Genomic DNA, 15,103 nt, shown 5'->3' on the forward strand with positions numbered 1-15,103 from the left:
ATTTGTTAAGAAATGATAATATTATACTGTATAAATAAACAGTGCATTGGAGTGAGTAATGGAATCCTCTCATGAGCTAAAGATGGCTTTGATAAAAATCCGGCTTATGGCTGACATCACACAGTCAGCCCAGTGCAGAAATGACGAATATGCGCTGGTGATGGAAATGATCTCTGACATGGCCGATAGCGTTCTGGATGAAGAAGACACGCCGTCAGTGCCATTCTCTGTTTACGACGATGAAGAATAGCCAGGAACGCGGGCGATCTCACTTTGATAGCTCTGCATGCAGTGAGTGCATGATTTTGCATTGTGATCGCCCTGCTCTTTTCTCCCCGCGACACCAGTGCTGGCGTGGATCACAGTGGATCACGCAACTGCATCAAAAGCGACCTATAAAGCGGGCAGGCGTGGCGGGGATAGCATTGCGCGCAGTTCGTAAAACATTCTGTGATGTTTCAAAAACACTCATCTACATACAGCTATCATTCACACCCAAGAAAAAATAAGATATTGTTTTAAATGGGTTAGCACCCTGTAATTACACATCTTAAACTATGATTTGGTTTGGTTTCGGATCACATTGAGTTAAGATGCTTTTAGATAAATCTACTATAAACAGTGCAGAAAAGATTAATATGGTTAACATTTTCGTAGGTCACCAATGAACTCTTATACTCTCGCTAAAAGGAGAGAGCTCGGGGCATATTATACCCCACCTGAGCTTAGCCAAGCTTTGGCTAACTGGGCTATACGTTCTGTGGAAGACTCTTTGCTAGAACCAAGCTTTGGAGGCTGTGGATTTCTAGAGAGTTGTGTTACACGACTACGACAATTGGGGAATGATTGTCCCGAACAAAACCTTTATGGTGTTGATATTGACGAAACCGCGTTTGAAATTTTGGCACAGAAATTTCAAATATCAGACATTAGTAATAAATTTATTTTTGACGATTTTATAAATGTAAAGCCCGATGACTTTACTCAAAAAAACTTCGATATTGTTATTGGTAACCCTCCATACATTTCGATGCATAACATGACAAGCAAGCAGAGAATAAGTTGTCAAGATGTTCTAGATAAATCGATTTATAACGAAAGAACATTAGGAAGAAACTCTAGTTTGTGGGCATTCTTCCTCCTTCATAGTTTATCATTTCTCAATGAAAATGGGCGTGTTGCATGGGTATTACCTAGTAGCCTTTTACATGCCTATTATGCAAGTGCTTTAATAAACATACATAAAAAACACTTTTCAAAAATAAAGGTCATAAAAATAAATGAACGATTTTTTAAAGATGCAGGCGCTGATGAAGCATCCGTAATCTTTGTCTGTGAAGGTTTTTCATCTAAAGAAGTTACTGACGGTTTATATAATGTTTATAGTGCAGAAAATGTTAATTCACTTAATATCATACTAAACGACCGAAGCGTCAGAATAAGTAGCAAACACGATAACTTCAAGCTTAACTTATTACCTTCTGAAATATTACTCACATATGAAAATATTTCAACGCAGTCTAATTGCCTTTTATTGAATGAGATAATTAGTATAAAAATAGGCATGGTAACAGGTGCCAATGAAGTTTTCGTAATTTCTAACGAAAGAAAAAACGAATATAATCTATCGGACTCCTACCTGCGTCCAGTAGTATCTCGATTTTCTGACTTAGTTGGTGTAAGGCATAACGTCTTTAGGCAAAATAAACTAATAGGAAATAATAAGCGAGCTCTATTATTACACGCATCTGAAGAGCAGATGTCTGAAAAATTCACATTTTTAAGAAAATACCTTGCTAAGGTTAGCTCTGAAAAAAGAGCTAAAAACAGAACATTTAAAAAAAGACATCATTGGTATCAACCTGATGATGGTTTGTATCCTCACGCCTTCTTAAGTTACATGTTGCATGAAGGGCCGCGTATGGTAATCAATCAAGCAAAAATTAATTGCACTAATTCAATCCACCGAGTTTATTTCAAGAAGAAGAATAGTACAAAATATAAAATAGCTGTTTGTTTATCTTTGCTCTCATGCTACTCGCAACTTTCAGCAGAAATTGAGGGGCGTTCATACGGTTCTGGCGTATTAAAAATAGAACCAACTGCGGCAAGAAATATTAAAATCATCTTGAATGACTCCTGTATGGAAGACCTGTTTAATGCAGAGAAGAGTATTGAAAAATTTCTAAATGAAAATAACTTCAAAAAAGCTTGCCAAACTGTAGATGATATATTTATCAAGAATGGAATATTCACTATTGATGAATGTAATAATCTAAAAAAGGGATTGCGTTTCCTAAGAAATGATCGTTATAAAGGGGTGAAAGCAAATGTCGATGAACAATGAGAAAGCGAGTCTGAAAAAACAGATGCTAGCATTGCTTGGTGATGAAGAGACTGATTATGGTGAGTTATTAGAAAAAGCATCCAAACTATCAGAATATGATGATGATAATATTAGATTTACAGTCGATGCAAACTTAGTTAAGAGACTCGGCGAACAATTAGTTGCAAAGAAAACTACAGCTGTGAGTGAACTTATTAAGAATGCATATGATGCAGATGCTACGTCCGTCTCTGTAAAGTTTAAGGACACCCATGATATTGGTGGAATGATTACAATATCTGATAATGGGAATGGCATGACACGCCAACAATTAATAAATGGCTTCATGAAAATAAGTACTTCTGATAAAGAAGATGAGCCAATATCTCCAAAATTCAAACGTCAAAGAGCAGGTAAAAAAGGCATTGGCCGTTTTTCTGCTCAAAAACTTGGTGATAAACTTAAAATAATCACTAAAAGAAAAGAATTAGATTATGCTCTTGTAATTGAAATAGATTGGAGCAAATTTCAAAAAAACAAAAATATTACAACTGTATCTAATAAGTTATATAAAATAAAAGATGCAGGCATTGAACATGGTACTATTTTTATTATTGAGAATACTAAAGAACCTTGGCAACTTGAAAACATAAGCACAACATACGCCTATATCTTATCGATTGTTCAAAAAAATTCATTTTATGAAGAAGAGCGTTCTCATTTCGATCCTGGATTTGATGTTGTTATGTCTCTATATTCAGAGCTTCTCAATAATTATGAAATAATAGCTAACCAAGATTCTGAAGCTTTAAGCGAAGCTGATGCTTTTTTTGAAGCCTGGATTGATGCTAATGGAAATGGTAACGTCTCAGTCAGTAGTAAAAAATATGGCATTGAAAATGAAGTAATTATTATTCCAAACTCAGAAATTGACTCAATTCACAAATCGTTATTCGAAGCAAAATACAAGTTACAAGTTCATTACTTCCCACAAAGTAAAGGAGATAAACTTTCAAGAGCTCCGCAGCAATATTTATCTCGTAACTCAGGTATAAAGCTTTACCGAAATGGTTTTCGATTGGCTCCGTATGGAGAAAAATTTAATGACTGGTTAAGTTTGGATGACTCCTCTCGAAGAAGAGCTATTTTACCTCCACATGCTAATGGAAATTTTGTTGGCCACGTTGAATTATTTGACTACGAAGGTTCTATTTTTGAAGAGACATCATCGCGCGAAGGTTTAATTGAAAATGACGAATTCGAAGCTCTAAGAGATTTCACCTATCGTGCATTGACCATGGCAGTTATTAGATATAGCTCAGAAAGAAAAGTAAAAGTAAAAGCGAATCAAAAAAATCACATACCTGCTCTGAAAAGTTCCCGAGCTCCTGAAGAGGAGTTAAAAATTAAAATTAGAGATTTACAGGAAAAAGTAAAAGATGTCATCGATGTTACGCTTAAAGTTTCAGATGCGGGATCACAATCTTTAGATATTTTTGAGTTAGGACAAATATCTAACAATGCTATTTCTCTCGAAGATGATATTAAAACAATTGAAGAACTAACAGCTATAGTTGTGGATGAAAAATCCCTTTTCAAAGTTCTTTCTGCAATGGGACTCGCTATAGGTGAATTTACTCACGAAATCCAACTTTTCTTAACAAACCTTGATTTAAATACTTCCGATCTACTTAAAGAATTTAAAGGCAATGTTGAACTTAAAAATAAAGTTGAAACTGTGAATAATAATCTTGAGATGCTAAGAGCATATACAGATTTTTTTGATAGCACCATGAGAAAGAACTCACAACGACACAAAAATATTTTAGAAATTAGACAAATTATCAATTCATTCTTCAAATCGATGCAACCATCAATCGAGAGAAAACAGTTCATTGTTGAAATAGATTATGATTCTTATGGTATTTGGACAAAGCCCATACATGAATCAGAAATGTCATCAGTATTAATTAATCTTTTCACTAACTCATCCAAAGCAATTTATAGAGCGGGTGCGCATCCCGGAAAGCTAGGGGTTTTCGTCTCTACTAACGATGATGAAATACTTATTCGTTTTGAAGATAATGGCGATGGCATAAGTTTAGACAAACGTGAAAAGGTATTTAATGCACTTTATACGACCGCCCTACCAAATGCCGCCTATAGTCAAGAAGAAGAGAGTTTAAGGGGGATGGGTTTAGGATTGTCTATCGTTAAAGATATCATTGACGGTTTAGATGGTAGTATCTATGTAACAGAACCTTCCGAAGGTTATAATACCTGTTTCGAAATTAAATTGCCGAGAGCCAGCGCAGAGGAAATCCCTGATGACATCTACTAAATTTATGTATATCGATGATGACAGCATCGAGGATTTGCATAGACAAATTGAACAAATAGTTGATAACTCCAGCGGACGGCTGGTTATTGAGCTACATAATCCTATGCCAATGAATCAATATCTTGGTATATTGCATGCTAATGATTATGACGGCATAATTATAGACCAAAAATTAGACCTGCCCAATAATGCCCAAGGTACGCCTTATAGAGCTGATTACTTTGGTGCGGCACTGGCACAAAATTTCAGAACTCATATGGCTGCGAAAACAGACCATATGCAACAACTTCCAATTGTTCTAATGTCAAATGAAAAAAACCTCATTGATTACTATAATCCCGATGAATCATCTCATAACTTATTTGACTTAGTCATCAATAAAATCCAGTTGAGGGATGCGAAATGCGGAGAATATTTCGCTAAATATATGCTTTCCCTGAGTCAGTCTTATAAAATACTTAGCACTGAATACAAATTAGAAAATCTACTTAACTGTGACAAACAAACGTTATCTCTTTTAGATCCTCGTTTTATCTCATACCTCGAAAGCAAAAATGGTGACCCTTATGCTACTACCTTTGCTATAACAAGCACTCTTATTAAAAGTGCTGGTATATTAGTAACTGAAGAAATGCTAGCGACCAAACTTGGAATTGATATAGAGAAATCTAAATCATGGGATGATATTAAAGAATTGCTCATTAGTTTTAAATATCAAGGTGTGTTTTCTGAAATTCGAGAACGTTGGTGGTTTACATTTATAGAAAATTGGTGGGAAACAGAAATAGACAAAACCACATTGAAAGCATTAACTAGTTATCAACGTGTTGATCTGCTTAGAGAAAAACTAAGCATCCAAGAACTATGTCCATTAGAGCCATCATATCCAAATCAAAGTAGTAAATTTTGGGTGAATTGCGTTGTATCGAAAAAACCTTTAGACCCTTATGACGCATTACGTGCTGAATCCCACGATTTAAAACCTTGGGAGCAACCAAAGTACCTTGATATTATTAGCGTTCTCGAAACCAGAGCCCTAGATGCAGGTTTTAAGATTCATCCAGATGATAGATATAAAAGAGAGGTTTTGAAACAGAGGTTATTACCAAATGTCTGATAATTCAACATTAATCAACGAGATCACATCACTTCGAGATATTTTGATAAATTCTCTTATTATCAAAGATCCCACACCAATTGAAGATGTTTTAGCTCAATTTAGGCGCAACTTACAAAATAATACATGCCAATACCAGTTGGTTGATCTAACTTTTGTCAACGATAAAAAATATGGTCACGTGCGGCCAATACAAATAACACCATCTGCGAGTGAACCAATTGAGATTAGGTTAGGTGCAGATGTGAAAGTTAACACGAGCTATGAGTTTTCTGATATCCAATCAATGAATATTGATATTGAATATGAAGCATCTTGGATTCCTGATGAAGAAACTCAAAAGATTATAATAAAAAAATCTCATGGCTCATGGCATCTTGATTATCATTTACCTAGTGGGCAGCCGACAACATTTATACACCCAATGTATCATTTCCATCATGGTGGAAGGAAGATGTATAACCACCAAGACTACGGAAACATTATGATTATGGATGCACCGCGAGTTGCTCATCCTCCATTGGATATAGTGTTATCAATAGACTTTGTTATTGCTAATTTCCTTGGTGATAAGTGGAATTTGCTAATGCAGGATTCTGCTTATACTTCGTTAATAAAGAACGCTCAAGATCGATGGTGGCGACAATACTACCTCGATATTGCAGCATTTTGGGGGCATACTGTACCAGTATTGCCTACCAGTGCCGCATCGTCGCTGTCTGCACGTAATATATTACCATCACTAATTTAGTAAAATAATTGCCGCAAAAAGTTCTGCGGCAATTATTTTTGTTAAAGCACATAGTTAATAAAATTTAATATTTTTTTATTACTTAGTGTATTAACCTCCTTCATCCTCTCCTGCAGCGGCGTCAGCTCGTTCCTTACGAATACCTGCGCCGCCTTCTCCACATCCCCAAACCCTCCCGCATTATCAGGTATGATCCCCATCATCTGCGGCGGAACACGGTGCGCGCTTAGCAGGTCATCGCGGCTGGATTTCTTGATGTTGAAGAAATCATCCTTGGTGGCAACTTCACTCAGCGGCAGGATCTGAATGCCGTCTTTCTTGCCGTTCGGCGCGTACATGAACAGGTTGCGGAAGTTGCCCAAGCCTTTGGTGTCCCTCATTGCCTTACGCATTGAATCGATATCACTGCTGCTCTGGGCGGCGTCGGTCATATAGAGGATGTAGCCAGCGTGCGCGCCGTTTTGGTAATACTTGCGGCGGAACAATGTCGCTGCTTCGTTTAACCAGGCAGAGTTCAGCGCACTCAGGTATTCCGGAAGACCATAAATCTCCTGGTTAATATCCGGTTCGATCAGATGAAAGATGCTGCCTGCTGCGAACTGGTGCGGTTCCTTCCAGCCCTGCACAAACCAATATGTCCCCTCTTCCACTCCGCGACGAACATACTTAGCCGGCACTGCCTCAAATCGCAGCGGTTCGCCGAGCTGGTTGCGGATAAGTTCCAGATATGCATTCCCGAACACCAAATAATCCAAGGCGAATTTGCTGAACTCCTGCTGGCTCAGCAGCGGATGCGGGATAAAAGTCGAGGCGAGGATATTGCGTTTCACGTAAATCGGAGAGCTGTGATGAACGGCGGCGCGAAGACTGCGGGCAAGTCCGTCGAAACTGACCGGCGGCTCATACCAGCGGCCGTTGCCGGTGCACTCGATGTAATCCAGAATCTCGCGGCGGTCTAAAACCGGCGTCGGATCACCGAAGCTGAATACCTCCGCGCCCTGCTGGCTTTCAGTGGTCGTGGTCTGTGTGGTTTTACGGTATTTGCGCTTGCTCATTTAGTAGAACTCCAGAATGTTCGGGCTTTGTCCGCCGTTGGCGGCGGTCAGCGGTTCGTTTAAGAGGGCGTGCATGATTGCCCACGCGACGTCGGCGTGGCTGGCCTCTTCACTGCGGCTGGCTTCGTAGGTGGAACGGTTGCCGCTGGCGGTCATCGTTTTGCGGATCGCCATAAACGACGCGGTGATGTCGGTATGGCCAGTGTCATATTCCAGGCGGCCAGAGCTGATAGTGTCTTTTGCTTTGAGTACCAGCGCGGTTTTGACTTCGGGGCTGTAACGGATCTCACGCGCCGCCGGAAAGAACTGCTGAACAAGCTGGAACACACCCTGCCCGATGCCTGTCGCATCGATGCCGATGTACTCCACGGCATAACGATTTGTGAGTTCCTCGATACTTCTGGCCTGTGCGGCAAAGTCCATACCCTTCCACTGGTGACGCTCGAGCACGCGGAACTTGCCGCCGGAAACCACCGGCGGAGCGATCACCGCACAGCCTGCGCTGTCGCCGGTGTGCGACGGGTCGTAACCAATCCACACGGGACGATAGGCAAACGGTCGCTTCAGGTACGGGTCGAAGTCTTCCCACTCGTCCATGCTGTCCACCATGCATCCCTGCAACTCGGCGAACGGAAACACAGATGCCTGATCGTCCACGAACTCACACATCAGCAGGTTTTCATATTCGGCGGGACTGTATTCCAGTTGTAGCTGTTCCAGGTCGAACAGGTTACAACCGCCTGACAGCGCATCTTCCACCGTCACTATCTGCCGCCACTGGCCGTCATCGCACAGCACGCCTTTCGACAAGTGGGCGTGCGTGAGATCCAGGTCAATCCTGTCGGCTTTGTTGCGACGGCCTTTGTTGAACAGTTCGCCCGACCAGAATGGATAGGCGCTGTGTGCCAGGCTGGACGGCGTGGAAAAGTAGGTGCTTCGCCATTTCTTATGCAGCGACATGCCGGAGGCGACTTTGCGCAGCTCCTGAAACTTGGGGATCCAGAAGTATTCGTCCAGATAAAGATTGCCGGTATAGCTTTGCGCGGTGCGGACGTTGGTGCCGAGGAAAATCAGCCGTGCGCCGTTAGGCAATACTATCGGGTCGCCTTTCAAATCAACGTCCACCTGTCTTGCAAAGTCGATGATGTAGTTCTTAAAGACGTGCGCCTGCGCCTTACTGGCCGACAGGAAAATCTGATTACGGCCGGTGGTCAGTGCATCAATCAGCGCTTCCCTAGCAAAGTAGAAGGTTGCGCCAATCTGACGGGACTTGAGGATGTTGCGAATACGGTGCTGAAGCCCTGCCTGATGCCATCCGCGCTGATACTCAAACGAGGTTTCAATGAAGATATCGCCGAGTTTCTCAATGGCCTCATCACTGAAAACATTCTTATCGGGTGCCTTTCGTTCGCCCTTATTACGGTTAGCAACGTTCGGATTTAAATCAGCCTCGCTGCCGGTGTGGTTGTAACGGTTTACCCGTGCCAGACGTTCAATCTGTCGGCCTAACAGGTCGATCTCTTTGTAGTCCTTCCCCTCCTTCACATCTTTCATGACGAGCTGAATAAGCCGCGCTTCCATGCTGGTTTCCACGCGGGAAATGGGGGCAATGGCCTCCCACTGGTCGCGAGTTTTCCAGCTCTGCACGGTCGGCGTTTTTTGGCTCAGCATCTCCCCGATTTGCCGCACAGAAAAACCCTGCCAGTAAAGCAGTGCCGCCTGTCGGCGCGGGTCGCTGATGATGGTGGAGTTTGAAATATTCATGCCGCCAAGTTACCGGCCGAACAGCAGTTTTTCGCGCTGCCCACGTTGTGCCATCGGGCAACAACCCGCATCGGCTGGCGGCCTGCGGTGACTGTCTGGAAACTAACTCCCGTTCTCAACACTCATTACCGGAGTCAGTCACATGACAAAGAAAGTATCTAAATGGTTTCGCATCGGGGTCGAAGGCGACACCTGCGACGGCCGCGAAATTGATGCTAATGACATCAAACAAATGGCGGAGACGTACAGCGCGAAAGCCTACGGTGCCCGCGTCAATCTGGAGCACATCAAAGGCGTTTTACCGACCAGTGATTTCCGCCGTTATGGCGACGTGATCCAGCTTAAAGCTGAACAGATTGATGACGCGGCTGAACCGCTGCTGCATGACAAATGGGCTCTGTACGCAATGATAAGCCCGACTGCGGATTTAACGCAGATGGTCGGCGACGGGCAGAAGGTTTACACCTCGATGGAGATCAAACGTAACTTTGCCAATTCCAATAAATCCTACCTGGTCGGTCTGGCCGTCACCGATGACCCCGCAAGCCTCGGCACTGAAATGCTGGAGTTTAGCCGCAAAGCCAAACAGAACCCGCTCGCCGGTCGTAAAACCGATCCGGACAGCCTCTTCACGGTTGCCACCGAAGCACTGATTGAGTTTGAAGATGCACCGGAAACAGCCCCTTCTCTTTTCGCGCTGGTGAAACAAAAGCTTTCACGTAAACAGGCGTCCGACGATGCCCGCCTGGCCGATGTTCACGAAGCTGTCAGCGAGGTAGCTCAATACGCTCAGACCGAAATTGATAAGCATGAAACCAGCCTGAACGATCTGCTGAGCCGCGTCGATACCCTGGAAAAATCCACCGCTGCCGAACATGACGCCCTCACTGAATTGAAAGGCAAGCTTGCGCTGACACCGGCGCAGAACTTTAACCAGCGCCCACACGCAACCGGCGGTACAGGCGCTGACGAGACAGTGACCGACTGCTGATCCGACATCTTTAATTCACCCTCAGGAAATAAGTCATGAAAAAAGAAACGCGCTTTAAATTTAATGCGTTCCTCTCCCAGCTCGCCAAGCTCAACAACGTTGACGTCAGCACGCTGGATAAAAAATTTAACGTCGAGCCGTCCGTCACGCAGACGCTGATGACCCGATTGCAGGAGTCCTCAGAGTTCCTGACCCGCATCAACATCATTCCGGTGGACGAAATGATGGGGGCGAAAGTGGGCGTCGGCGTGACCGGCACGATTGCCAGTACCACCAACACTGATGCGGGTGACGAGCGCGAAACGGCTGATTTCACCAAGCTGGATCAGGAAGGCTACCACTGCACCAAAACCAACTACGACTTCCACTGGATGTACAGCAAGCTGGATTTGTGGGCGCGCTACAACGATTTTCAGACCCGTTTGCGTGACGCCATTATTAAGCGTCAGGCACTGGATCGCATCCTGGTCGGCTTTAACGGTGTTTCCCGCGCACCAACATCTAACCGCGTTCAGAATCCTCTGTTGCAGGATGTCGGTGTGGGCTGGCTGCAAAAATACCGCCTGAATGCCCCGACAAAAGTAATGGGCATGATTGTCGCCGAAGACGGTACCGTGACCAATGAGGCAGTGAAAGTCGGTGGCGAAGGTGAGTACAAAAACCTCGACGCGCTGGTCTTTGATGCGGTGAATGAACTGATCGACCCAATCTATCAGGACGACACCGAGCTGGTGGTGATCTGTGGCCGCAAGCTGCTCGCAGATAAGTATTTCCCGCTGATCAACAAACAGCAGCCAAACACTGAGGCGATGGCCGCCGACCTGATTGTCAGCCAGAAACGCATCGGCAATCTACCCGCCGTTCGTGTGCCCGGCTTCCCTGCTAACGCCATGTTGATCACTCGTCTGGATAACCTGTCCATTTACTGGCAGGACGGCACGCATCGCCGCCACGTTGAGGAAGTGCCTAAGCGTGACCGCATCGAAAACTACGAATCCATTAACGAGGATTACGTAGTGGAAGATTACGGCTGCGGCTGTCTGATCGAGAACATCGAAGTGACAGCCGGAGAAGATGACGCCTCTGATAAGGCCGAACTCAGCAAATTCACCTCGGCGATCGTTGATGCCATCAAAACTGCATCCGGTACCACCGCACCGGCAGCTCAGGAGTAAGCCATGACCAGCCCTGCCCGACGTCATTTGTTGCGGCAGTCAGCGATCGAAGCCGCGCAGCAGGATACCAGCCTGCTGCGTCATGCCACCGGCTATGAACTGCTGCTGCAAAAGCTTAATGCTGATCAGAAAGCCCTGAAAAAAGCCTATTCCGCTGAGAAAAAGGCAGAACTCAAACGCAAGATGCTGCCCGAATATGCGCCATGGGTGGCGGGCGTTCTCGCTGAGGGTAAAGGCGCTCAGGACGCCATCCTGATGACCATCATGATCTGGCGTATTGATGCCGGTGACTACGCCGGTGCACTGGAAATCGCCCGCTATGCGCTGCATTACAAGCTGGCGATGCCGTTCGGCAAACGTCCTGCTGGTTATGCGCTGGCGGAGGAAATCGCCGACATGAGCACCCGCGCTCATGCTACCGGTGAGCCGGTCAGTCTCGATGTACTCATGACCACGATGGAGCTGACGGAAAGCCAGGACATGCCGGATCAGGTACGCGCCAAGCTGCACAAAATTACTGGTTACCTGTATCGCGACGCGGAGAAACTGCCGCTCGCCCTGCAACACCTGAAACGCGCCTTCCAGCTGAACAGCAACTGCGGCGTCAAAAAGGATATTGAGCGGTTGGAATCAGCCATCAAAAAGGCTGCCAACAGCTAAACAGAACGCGCCCCGCGCCGGACGGCACGCCAGCCGCGACAGGTCTGTGACCTCGTTCAACGCTGGCGTCCACCGTCCCCTATTCAGAGGTCACTATGTCTCTTGTTGTACCTGCACCAAAGCCGGATGCCGCGACGGAACCCGCGATTAAAAACACGCACTTCTGGCCGGATATCAATCCGGTGGAGTTACGCGACACTCTGCGCCTGGAAGGAACGGTGACCGCCAAACGTCTGCGCGCCGTCATTAAGTACGCTCTGACCGAAGTGAATGCCGAGCTTTACAGCTACCGCGTCGCACAACTGGCTCAGGGATACAAAACTCTCGCTGATGTCCCGGCTGACCAGATTGATGACGAAAGTATCAAAGTCTGTGCCTACCTGCGGGCGGTTTCATCCATTACGGCAGCCATTCTTGCGGAACGATACCCGAACAGTGACACCACCGATGCTGGCAGTAAAAAGGCGGAGATTGTCGAAAGTACGGTTGATGAACTGTGGCGTGATGGCCGCAATGCGATCAGCGATGTCGCCGGTGTGTCGCACTGTGTGATCGGGCTGCTCTGATGAAAGTCTATGCCGAACAGGGCGACACCGTGGATTCGCTCTGCTGGCGTTACTACGGCCGCACCGAGTCGGTGATGGAACAGGTTTACGCGGCTAACGTTGGCTTAGCCGCACAGGGGGCAATTCTGCCCCATGGCTACGCGGTGGAGCTGCCGGATATTACTCAGGCCGCAGTCAGCGAAACCGTCTCACTTTGGGACTGATGACCATGGAGCGCATCACCTCGTTTATCTGTTACTGCGTCGCGGCCTTTCTTGCCTGGCTCGGCGCAATGTCGCCGCAGGATATTGCCTTTTTAGTCGGTGCCGCCGTCGGCGTCGCGACCTTCCTGGTGAACTGGTACTACCGGCGCAAAACTTACCGACTGCTGAAAGCTATGGGCATCAGAGGAGACATTAATGCAGCCATCAATCGTTAGACGCTGCGCCGTCGCCGCCGTCCTGGCGATTGCCGCAATGCTCCCACAAACGCCAACGTTGAAAACATCCGCCGCCGGTCTGGCACTTATCGCAGATTTTGAAGGCTGCCGCCTGTCCGCCTATCAGTGCAGCGCGGGCGTCTGGACAAACGGCATCGGGCACACCGCAGGCGTGAAACCGCAAACGCACATCAGCGAACGGCAGGCCGCCGTGAATCTGGTGGAAGACGTGATGCGGGTGGAGAAAGGCATTGCGAGATGTATGCCGGTGGCCATGCCGCAGCCGGTGTATGACGCAGTGGCGTCTTTTGCGTTCAACGTCGGTGTGACGGCGGCGTGTAAATCCACCCTGGCGTTTTTCATCAACAAAGGGGAATGGCGAAAAGCCTGCGAACAGCTGCCGCGCTGGGTGTTTGTGAACGGCGTGCGCGTAACCGGGCTGGAACGCCGCCGCGAGAATGAACTGGCCTACTGCCTGCGGGGTGTCTGATGCGCATTTTAATTTTGTTAATGCTGGCCGCTTGCGCGCTGGCGGGGCTGCAAACCTGGCGTATCGGCGCCCTGCATGATCAGGCAGACCAGGCGCAGCTGATCATCGGCACGCTGTCCGCCGGTATCGAAAGCCGCGATAACGTCATTCACCGTCTGAACGATGAGGCAGTGATGCGGGAACGCCAGGAGCAAAGCCTGCGCACCCAGCTCGCACGGGCGGGTCAGTTGGCACGCGTCCGTGAAATTCACCTTCAAAGGTTACTTAATGAAAATCAGGAAATGCGCGACTGGTATGGCGCTCGTCTGCCTGACGGTATTGGCCGGATGCACGCGCGTCCCGCCTTTGCCAGCGCCGCAGATTATTTACGTTGGCTGCCCGGCGGTGACGAGCTGCCCGATACCGGCAAGCGCACCGGCCACTAACGGCGATTTAAGCAGTGACGTCAGAAACCTGGAGGCCGCGCTAACCGCCTGCGGCCTTCAGGTGGAAGCGGTCAAACAATGCCAGGAGGAACACCGTGTTAAAACCCGCACAGCTACGAAAAGCCATCACTGAAGCCGTGCCGGTGCTGCAAACCAGCCCCGACCAGCTACGAATGTTTGTGGATAACGGGCGTATCGTTTCCACGTTAGCCAGCTCGCTGTCATTTGAATATCAGTATCAGGTCGAACTGTTGATCACCGACTTTACTCAGGACAGCGATCTGATCGTGGTGCCCATTCTGGCCTGGCTGCGCGAGCATCAGCCGGACATCATGGCGACGCCGGAAAAACAGCAGAATGGATACACGTTTAAGGCTGATATGCTAAATGATGGGAGCTATGACATCGCTATTCATTTGCAGCTCACCGAGCGCGTGATCGTTAAACAGATTGACGCCGGTCTGCACGTTGAGCATGTTCCTGAACCGCAGCTGCCCGAGCCGGTGGAAAGGCCGCGTAAACTGTACCTGCACGGCGAGTTAGTGAGTCAGTGGAATGAGTGAGCTGACCGCGTTTGATAACCGTATCGATGCACTGATTGCAGCGCTTTCACCACAGCGCCGAAAAGCTCTGGCGACAGAGATTGCAAAGCGTTTGCGCAAACACCAACAGCAGCGCATCAAGCGGCAGGTTACGCCGGAGGGGCAGCCGTTCACCCCGCGACGGGCGCAGCCTCTGCGGGCGAAGAAAGGCCGCATCAAACGGGAGATGTTCGCCAAACTGCGCACGGCCAAATACTTGAAGGCCAAAGGTACGGATAAGGACGCGGTGGTGGAATTCACCGGCCAGGTGCAACGGATGGCGAAAGTGCATCAGTACGGCCTGCGGGATCGCCCATCGGTCAGGGCAAAAGAAGTGCAGTATCCACAGCGCCCATTGTTGGGTCTGGACGCTGAGGATATGAAGATTGTGGAGGACGAACTAGTGAAAATAATATGCCACTGATGGATCACATGTCAGGAAA

The 15,103-nt window shown here is 47.0% G+C and carries 18 protein-coding genes; 16 read left to right on the forward strand and 2 right to left on the reverse strand.

Translation table 11 applies throughout. The features are described from left to right. The first annotated feature begins 82 nt into the window (after positions 1 to 82). The 5 genes from D5398_RS25385 to D5398_RS01290 all read left to right on the forward strand — a co-directional run bounded on the left by D5398_RS25385 (position 83) and on the right by D5398_RS01290 (position 6,535). Positions 83 to 250, forward strand: a complete 168-nt coding sequence (locus D5398_RS25385; protein ID WP_162940697.1) for a hypothetical protein — start codon at positions 83 to 85, stop codon at positions 248 to 250. Between the two features lie 414 nt (positions 251 to 664). Continuing rightward, positions 665 to 2,347 carry an N-6 DNA methylase gene (locus tag D5398_RS01275; protein WP_120506008.1) on the forward strand — a complete coding sequence of 561 codons (1,683 nt, stop codon included), beginning with the start codon at positions 665 to 667 and terminating at the stop codon, positions 2,345 to 2,347. Continuing rightward, positions 2,331 to 4,667, forward strand: coding sequence for a sensor histidine kinase (locus D5398_RS01280; RefSeq protein ID WP_120506009.1), 2,337 nt, complete (start codon positions 2,331 to 2,333; stop codon positions 4,665 to 4,667). Before D5398_RS01275 ends, D5398_RS01280 begins: the two co-directional genes overlap by 17 nt. Next, positions 4,654 to 5,784 (forward strand): protein-PII uridylyltransferase, encoded by a 1,131-nt coding sequence (locus tag D5398_RS01285; RefSeq protein WP_120506010.1) that lies wholly within the window; start codon positions 4,654 to 4,656, stop codon positions 5,782 to 5,784. Before D5398_RS01280 ends, D5398_RS01285 begins: the two co-directional genes overlap by 14 nt. Beyond that, entirely contained in the window at positions 5,777 to 6,535 is a 759-nt protein-coding gene (locus D5398_RS01290; RefSeq protein ID WP_120506011.1) for a hypothetical protein, read from the forward strand. Before D5398_RS01285 ends, D5398_RS01290 begins: the two co-directional genes overlap by 8 nt. A gap of 41 nt (positions 6,536 to 6,576) precedes the next feature. On the opposite strand, the gene D5398_RS01295 is transcribed toward D5398_RS01290, so the two are convergent. Both D5398_RS01295 and D5398_RS01300 read right to left on the reverse strand, forming a co-directional pair. Then, positions 6,577 to 7,590, reverse strand: a complete 1,014-nt coding sequence (locus D5398_RS01295) for a phage portal protein (RefSeq protein WP_120506012.1) — start codon at positions 7,588 to 7,590, stop codon at positions 6,577 to 6,579. After that, positions 7,591 to 9,354, reverse strand: coding sequence for a terminase ATPase subunit family protein (locus D5398_RS01300; protein ID WP_120506013.1), 1,764 nt, complete (start codon positions 9,352 to 9,354; stop codon positions 7,591 to 7,593). 142 nt (positions 9,355 to 9,496) lie between these two features. Here D5398_RS01300 and D5398_RS01305 point away from each other — a divergent pair, with 142 nt between their 5' ends. The 11 genes from D5398_RS01305 (at position 9,497) to D5398_RS01355 (ending at position 15,084) form a co-directional block, all read left to right on the forward strand. Next, positions 9,497 to 10,345 carry a GPO family capsid scaffolding protein gene (locus tag D5398_RS01305; protein ID WP_120506014.1) on the forward strand — a complete coding sequence of 283 codons (849 nt, stop codon included), beginning with the start codon at positions 9,497 to 9,499 and terminating at the stop codon, positions 10,343 to 10,345. A gap of 35 nt (positions 10,346 to 10,380) precedes the next feature. Next, entirely contained in the window at positions 10,381 to 11,520 is a 1,140-nt protein-coding gene (locus D5398_RS01310; RefSeq protein ID WP_120506015.1) for a phage major capsid protein, P2 family, read from the forward strand. Between the two features lie 3 nt (positions 11,521 to 11,523). Beyond that, positions 11,524 to 12,180, forward strand: a complete 657-nt coding sequence (locus tag D5398_RS01315; protein WP_120506016.1) for a phage terminase small subunit — start codon at positions 11,524 to 11,526, stop codon at positions 12,178 to 12,180. A 95-nt stretch (positions 12,181 to 12,275) separates the two neighbouring features. Next, complete coding sequence (locus tag D5398_RS01320; RefSeq protein ID WP_112168801.1) at positions 12,276 to 12,746, forward strand: head completion/stabilization protein; 471 nt, start codon at positions 12,276 to 12,278, stop codon at positions 12,744 to 12,746. Then, positions 12,746 to 12,949: a tail protein X gene (locus tag D5398_RS01325; RefSeq protein ID WP_120506017.1), complete on the forward strand. Its 204-nt coding sequence runs from the start codon at positions 12,746 to 12,748 to the stop codon at positions 12,947 to 12,949. Before D5398_RS01320 ends, D5398_RS01325 begins: the two co-directional genes overlap by 1 nt. A 5-nt stretch (positions 12,950 to 12,954) precedes the next feature. Beyond that, complete coding sequence (locus D5398_RS01330; RefSeq protein ID WP_112287005.1) at positions 12,955 to 13,164, forward strand: phage holin; 210 nt, start codon at positions 12,955 to 12,957, stop codon at positions 13,162 to 13,164. Then, entirely contained in the window at positions 13,145 to 13,654 is a 510-nt protein-coding gene (locus tag D5398_RS01335; protein WP_120506018.1) for a lysozyme, read from the forward strand. The genes D5398_RS01330 and D5398_RS01335 overlap by 20 nt, the downstream gene beginning before the upstream one ends. Next, positions 13,654 to 14,079: an Rz-like lysis system protein LysB gene (gene lysB / locus D5398_RS01340; protein WP_120506019.1), complete on the forward strand. Its 426-nt coding sequence runs from the start codon at positions 13,654 to 13,656 to the stop codon at positions 14,077 to 14,079. The genes D5398_RS01335 and lysB overlap by 1 nt, the downstream gene beginning before the upstream one ends. Further along, positions 13,973 to 14,212: an Rz1-like lysis system protein LysC gene (gene lysC / locus D5398_RS25560; protein ID WP_244216696.1), complete on the forward strand. Its 240-nt coding sequence runs from the start codon at positions 13,973 to 13,975 to the stop codon at positions 14,210 to 14,212. The genes lysB and lysC overlap by 107 nt, the downstream gene beginning before the upstream one ends. After that, a complete protein-coding gene (locus D5398_RS01350; protein ID WP_120506021.1) occupies positions 14,175 to 14,642 on the forward strand; it encodes a phage tail protein in 468 nt (155 codons plus the stop codon). Before lysC ends, D5398_RS01350 begins: the two co-directional genes overlap by 38 nt. After that, positions 14,635 to 15,084, forward strand: a complete 450-nt coding sequence (locus tag D5398_RS01355; protein WP_120506022.1) for a phage virion morphogenesis protein — start codon at positions 14,635 to 14,637, stop codon at positions 15,082 to 15,084. Before D5398_RS01350 ends, D5398_RS01355 begins: the two co-directional genes overlap by 8 nt. Positions 15,085 to 15,103 lie beyond the last annotated feature (19 nt).

This window comes from Rahnella bruchi, assembly GCF_003614975.1.
In the GTDB taxonomy this organism is placed as follows: Bacteria; Pseudomonadota; Gammaproteobacteria; order Enterobacterales; family Enterobacteriaceae; genus Rahnella; species Rahnella bruchi.

Excerpts from the sequence above, each read along its gene's own strand:
- D5398_RS01290 (WP_120506011.1), top strand. The coding sequence starts at position 5,777 with ATGTCTGATAATTCAACATTAATCAACGAGATCACATCACTTCGAGAT.
- D5398_RS01300 (WP_120506013.1), bottom strand. The coding sequence starts at position 9,354 with ATGAATATTTCAAACTCCACCATCATCAGCGACCCGCGCCGACAGGCG.
- D5398_RS25385 (WP_162940697.1), top strand. The coding sequence starts at position 83 with ATGGCTTTGATAAAAATCCGGCTTATGGCTGACATCACACAGTCAGCC.
- D5398_RS01285 (WP_120506010.1), top strand. The coding sequence starts at position 4,654 with ATGACATCTACTAAATTTATGTATATCGATGATGACAGCATCGAGGAT.
- D5398_RS01310 (WP_120506015.1), top strand. The coding sequence starts at position 10,381 with ATGAAAAAAGAAACGCGCTTTAAATTTAATGCGTTCCTCTCCCAGCTC.
- D5398_RS01355 (WP_120506022.1), top strand. The coding sequence starts at position 14,635 with ATGAGTGAGCTGACCGCGTTTGATAACCGTATCGATGCACTGATTGCA.
- D5398_RS01280 (WP_120506009.1), top strand. The coding sequence starts at position 2,331 with ATGTCGATGAACAATGAGAAAGCGAGTCTGAAAAAACAGATGCTAGCA.
- D5398_RS01335 (WP_120506018.1), top strand. The coding sequence starts at position 13,145 with ATGCAGCCATCAATCGTTAGACGCTGCGCCGTCGCCGCCGTCCTGGCG.
- D5398_RS01320 (WP_112168801.1), top strand. The coding sequence starts at position 12,276 with ATGTCTCTTGTTGTACCTGCACCAAAGCCGGATGCCGCGACGGAACCC.
- D5398_RS01330 (WP_112287005.1), top strand. The coding sequence starts at position 12,955 with ATGGAGCGCATCACCTCGTTTATCTGTTACTGCGTCGCGGCCTTTCTT.
- D5398_RS01275 (WP_120506008.1), top strand. The coding sequence starts at position 665 with ATGAACTCTTATACTCTCGCTAAAAGGAGAGAGCTCGGGGCATATTAT.
- D5398_RS01315 (WP_120506016.1), top strand. The coding sequence starts at position 11,524 with ATGACCAGCCCTGCCCGACGTCATTTGTTGCGGCAGTCAGCGATCGAA.
- D5398_RS01295 (WP_120506012.1), bottom strand. The coding sequence starts at position 7,590 with ATGAGCAAGCGCAAATACCGTAAAACCACACAGACCACGACCACTGAA.
- D5398_RS01305 (WP_120506014.1), top strand. The coding sequence starts at position 9,497 with ATGACAAAGAAAGTATCTAAATGGTTTCGCATCGGGGTCGAAGGCGAC.
- D5398_RS01325 (WP_120506017.1), top strand. The coding sequence starts at position 12,746 with ATGAAAGTCTATGCCGAACAGGGCGACACCGTGGATTCGCTCTGCTGG.
- lysB (WP_120506019.1), top strand. The coding sequence starts at position 13,654 with ATGCGCATTTTAATTTTGTTAATGCTGGCCGCTTGCGCGCTGGCGGGG.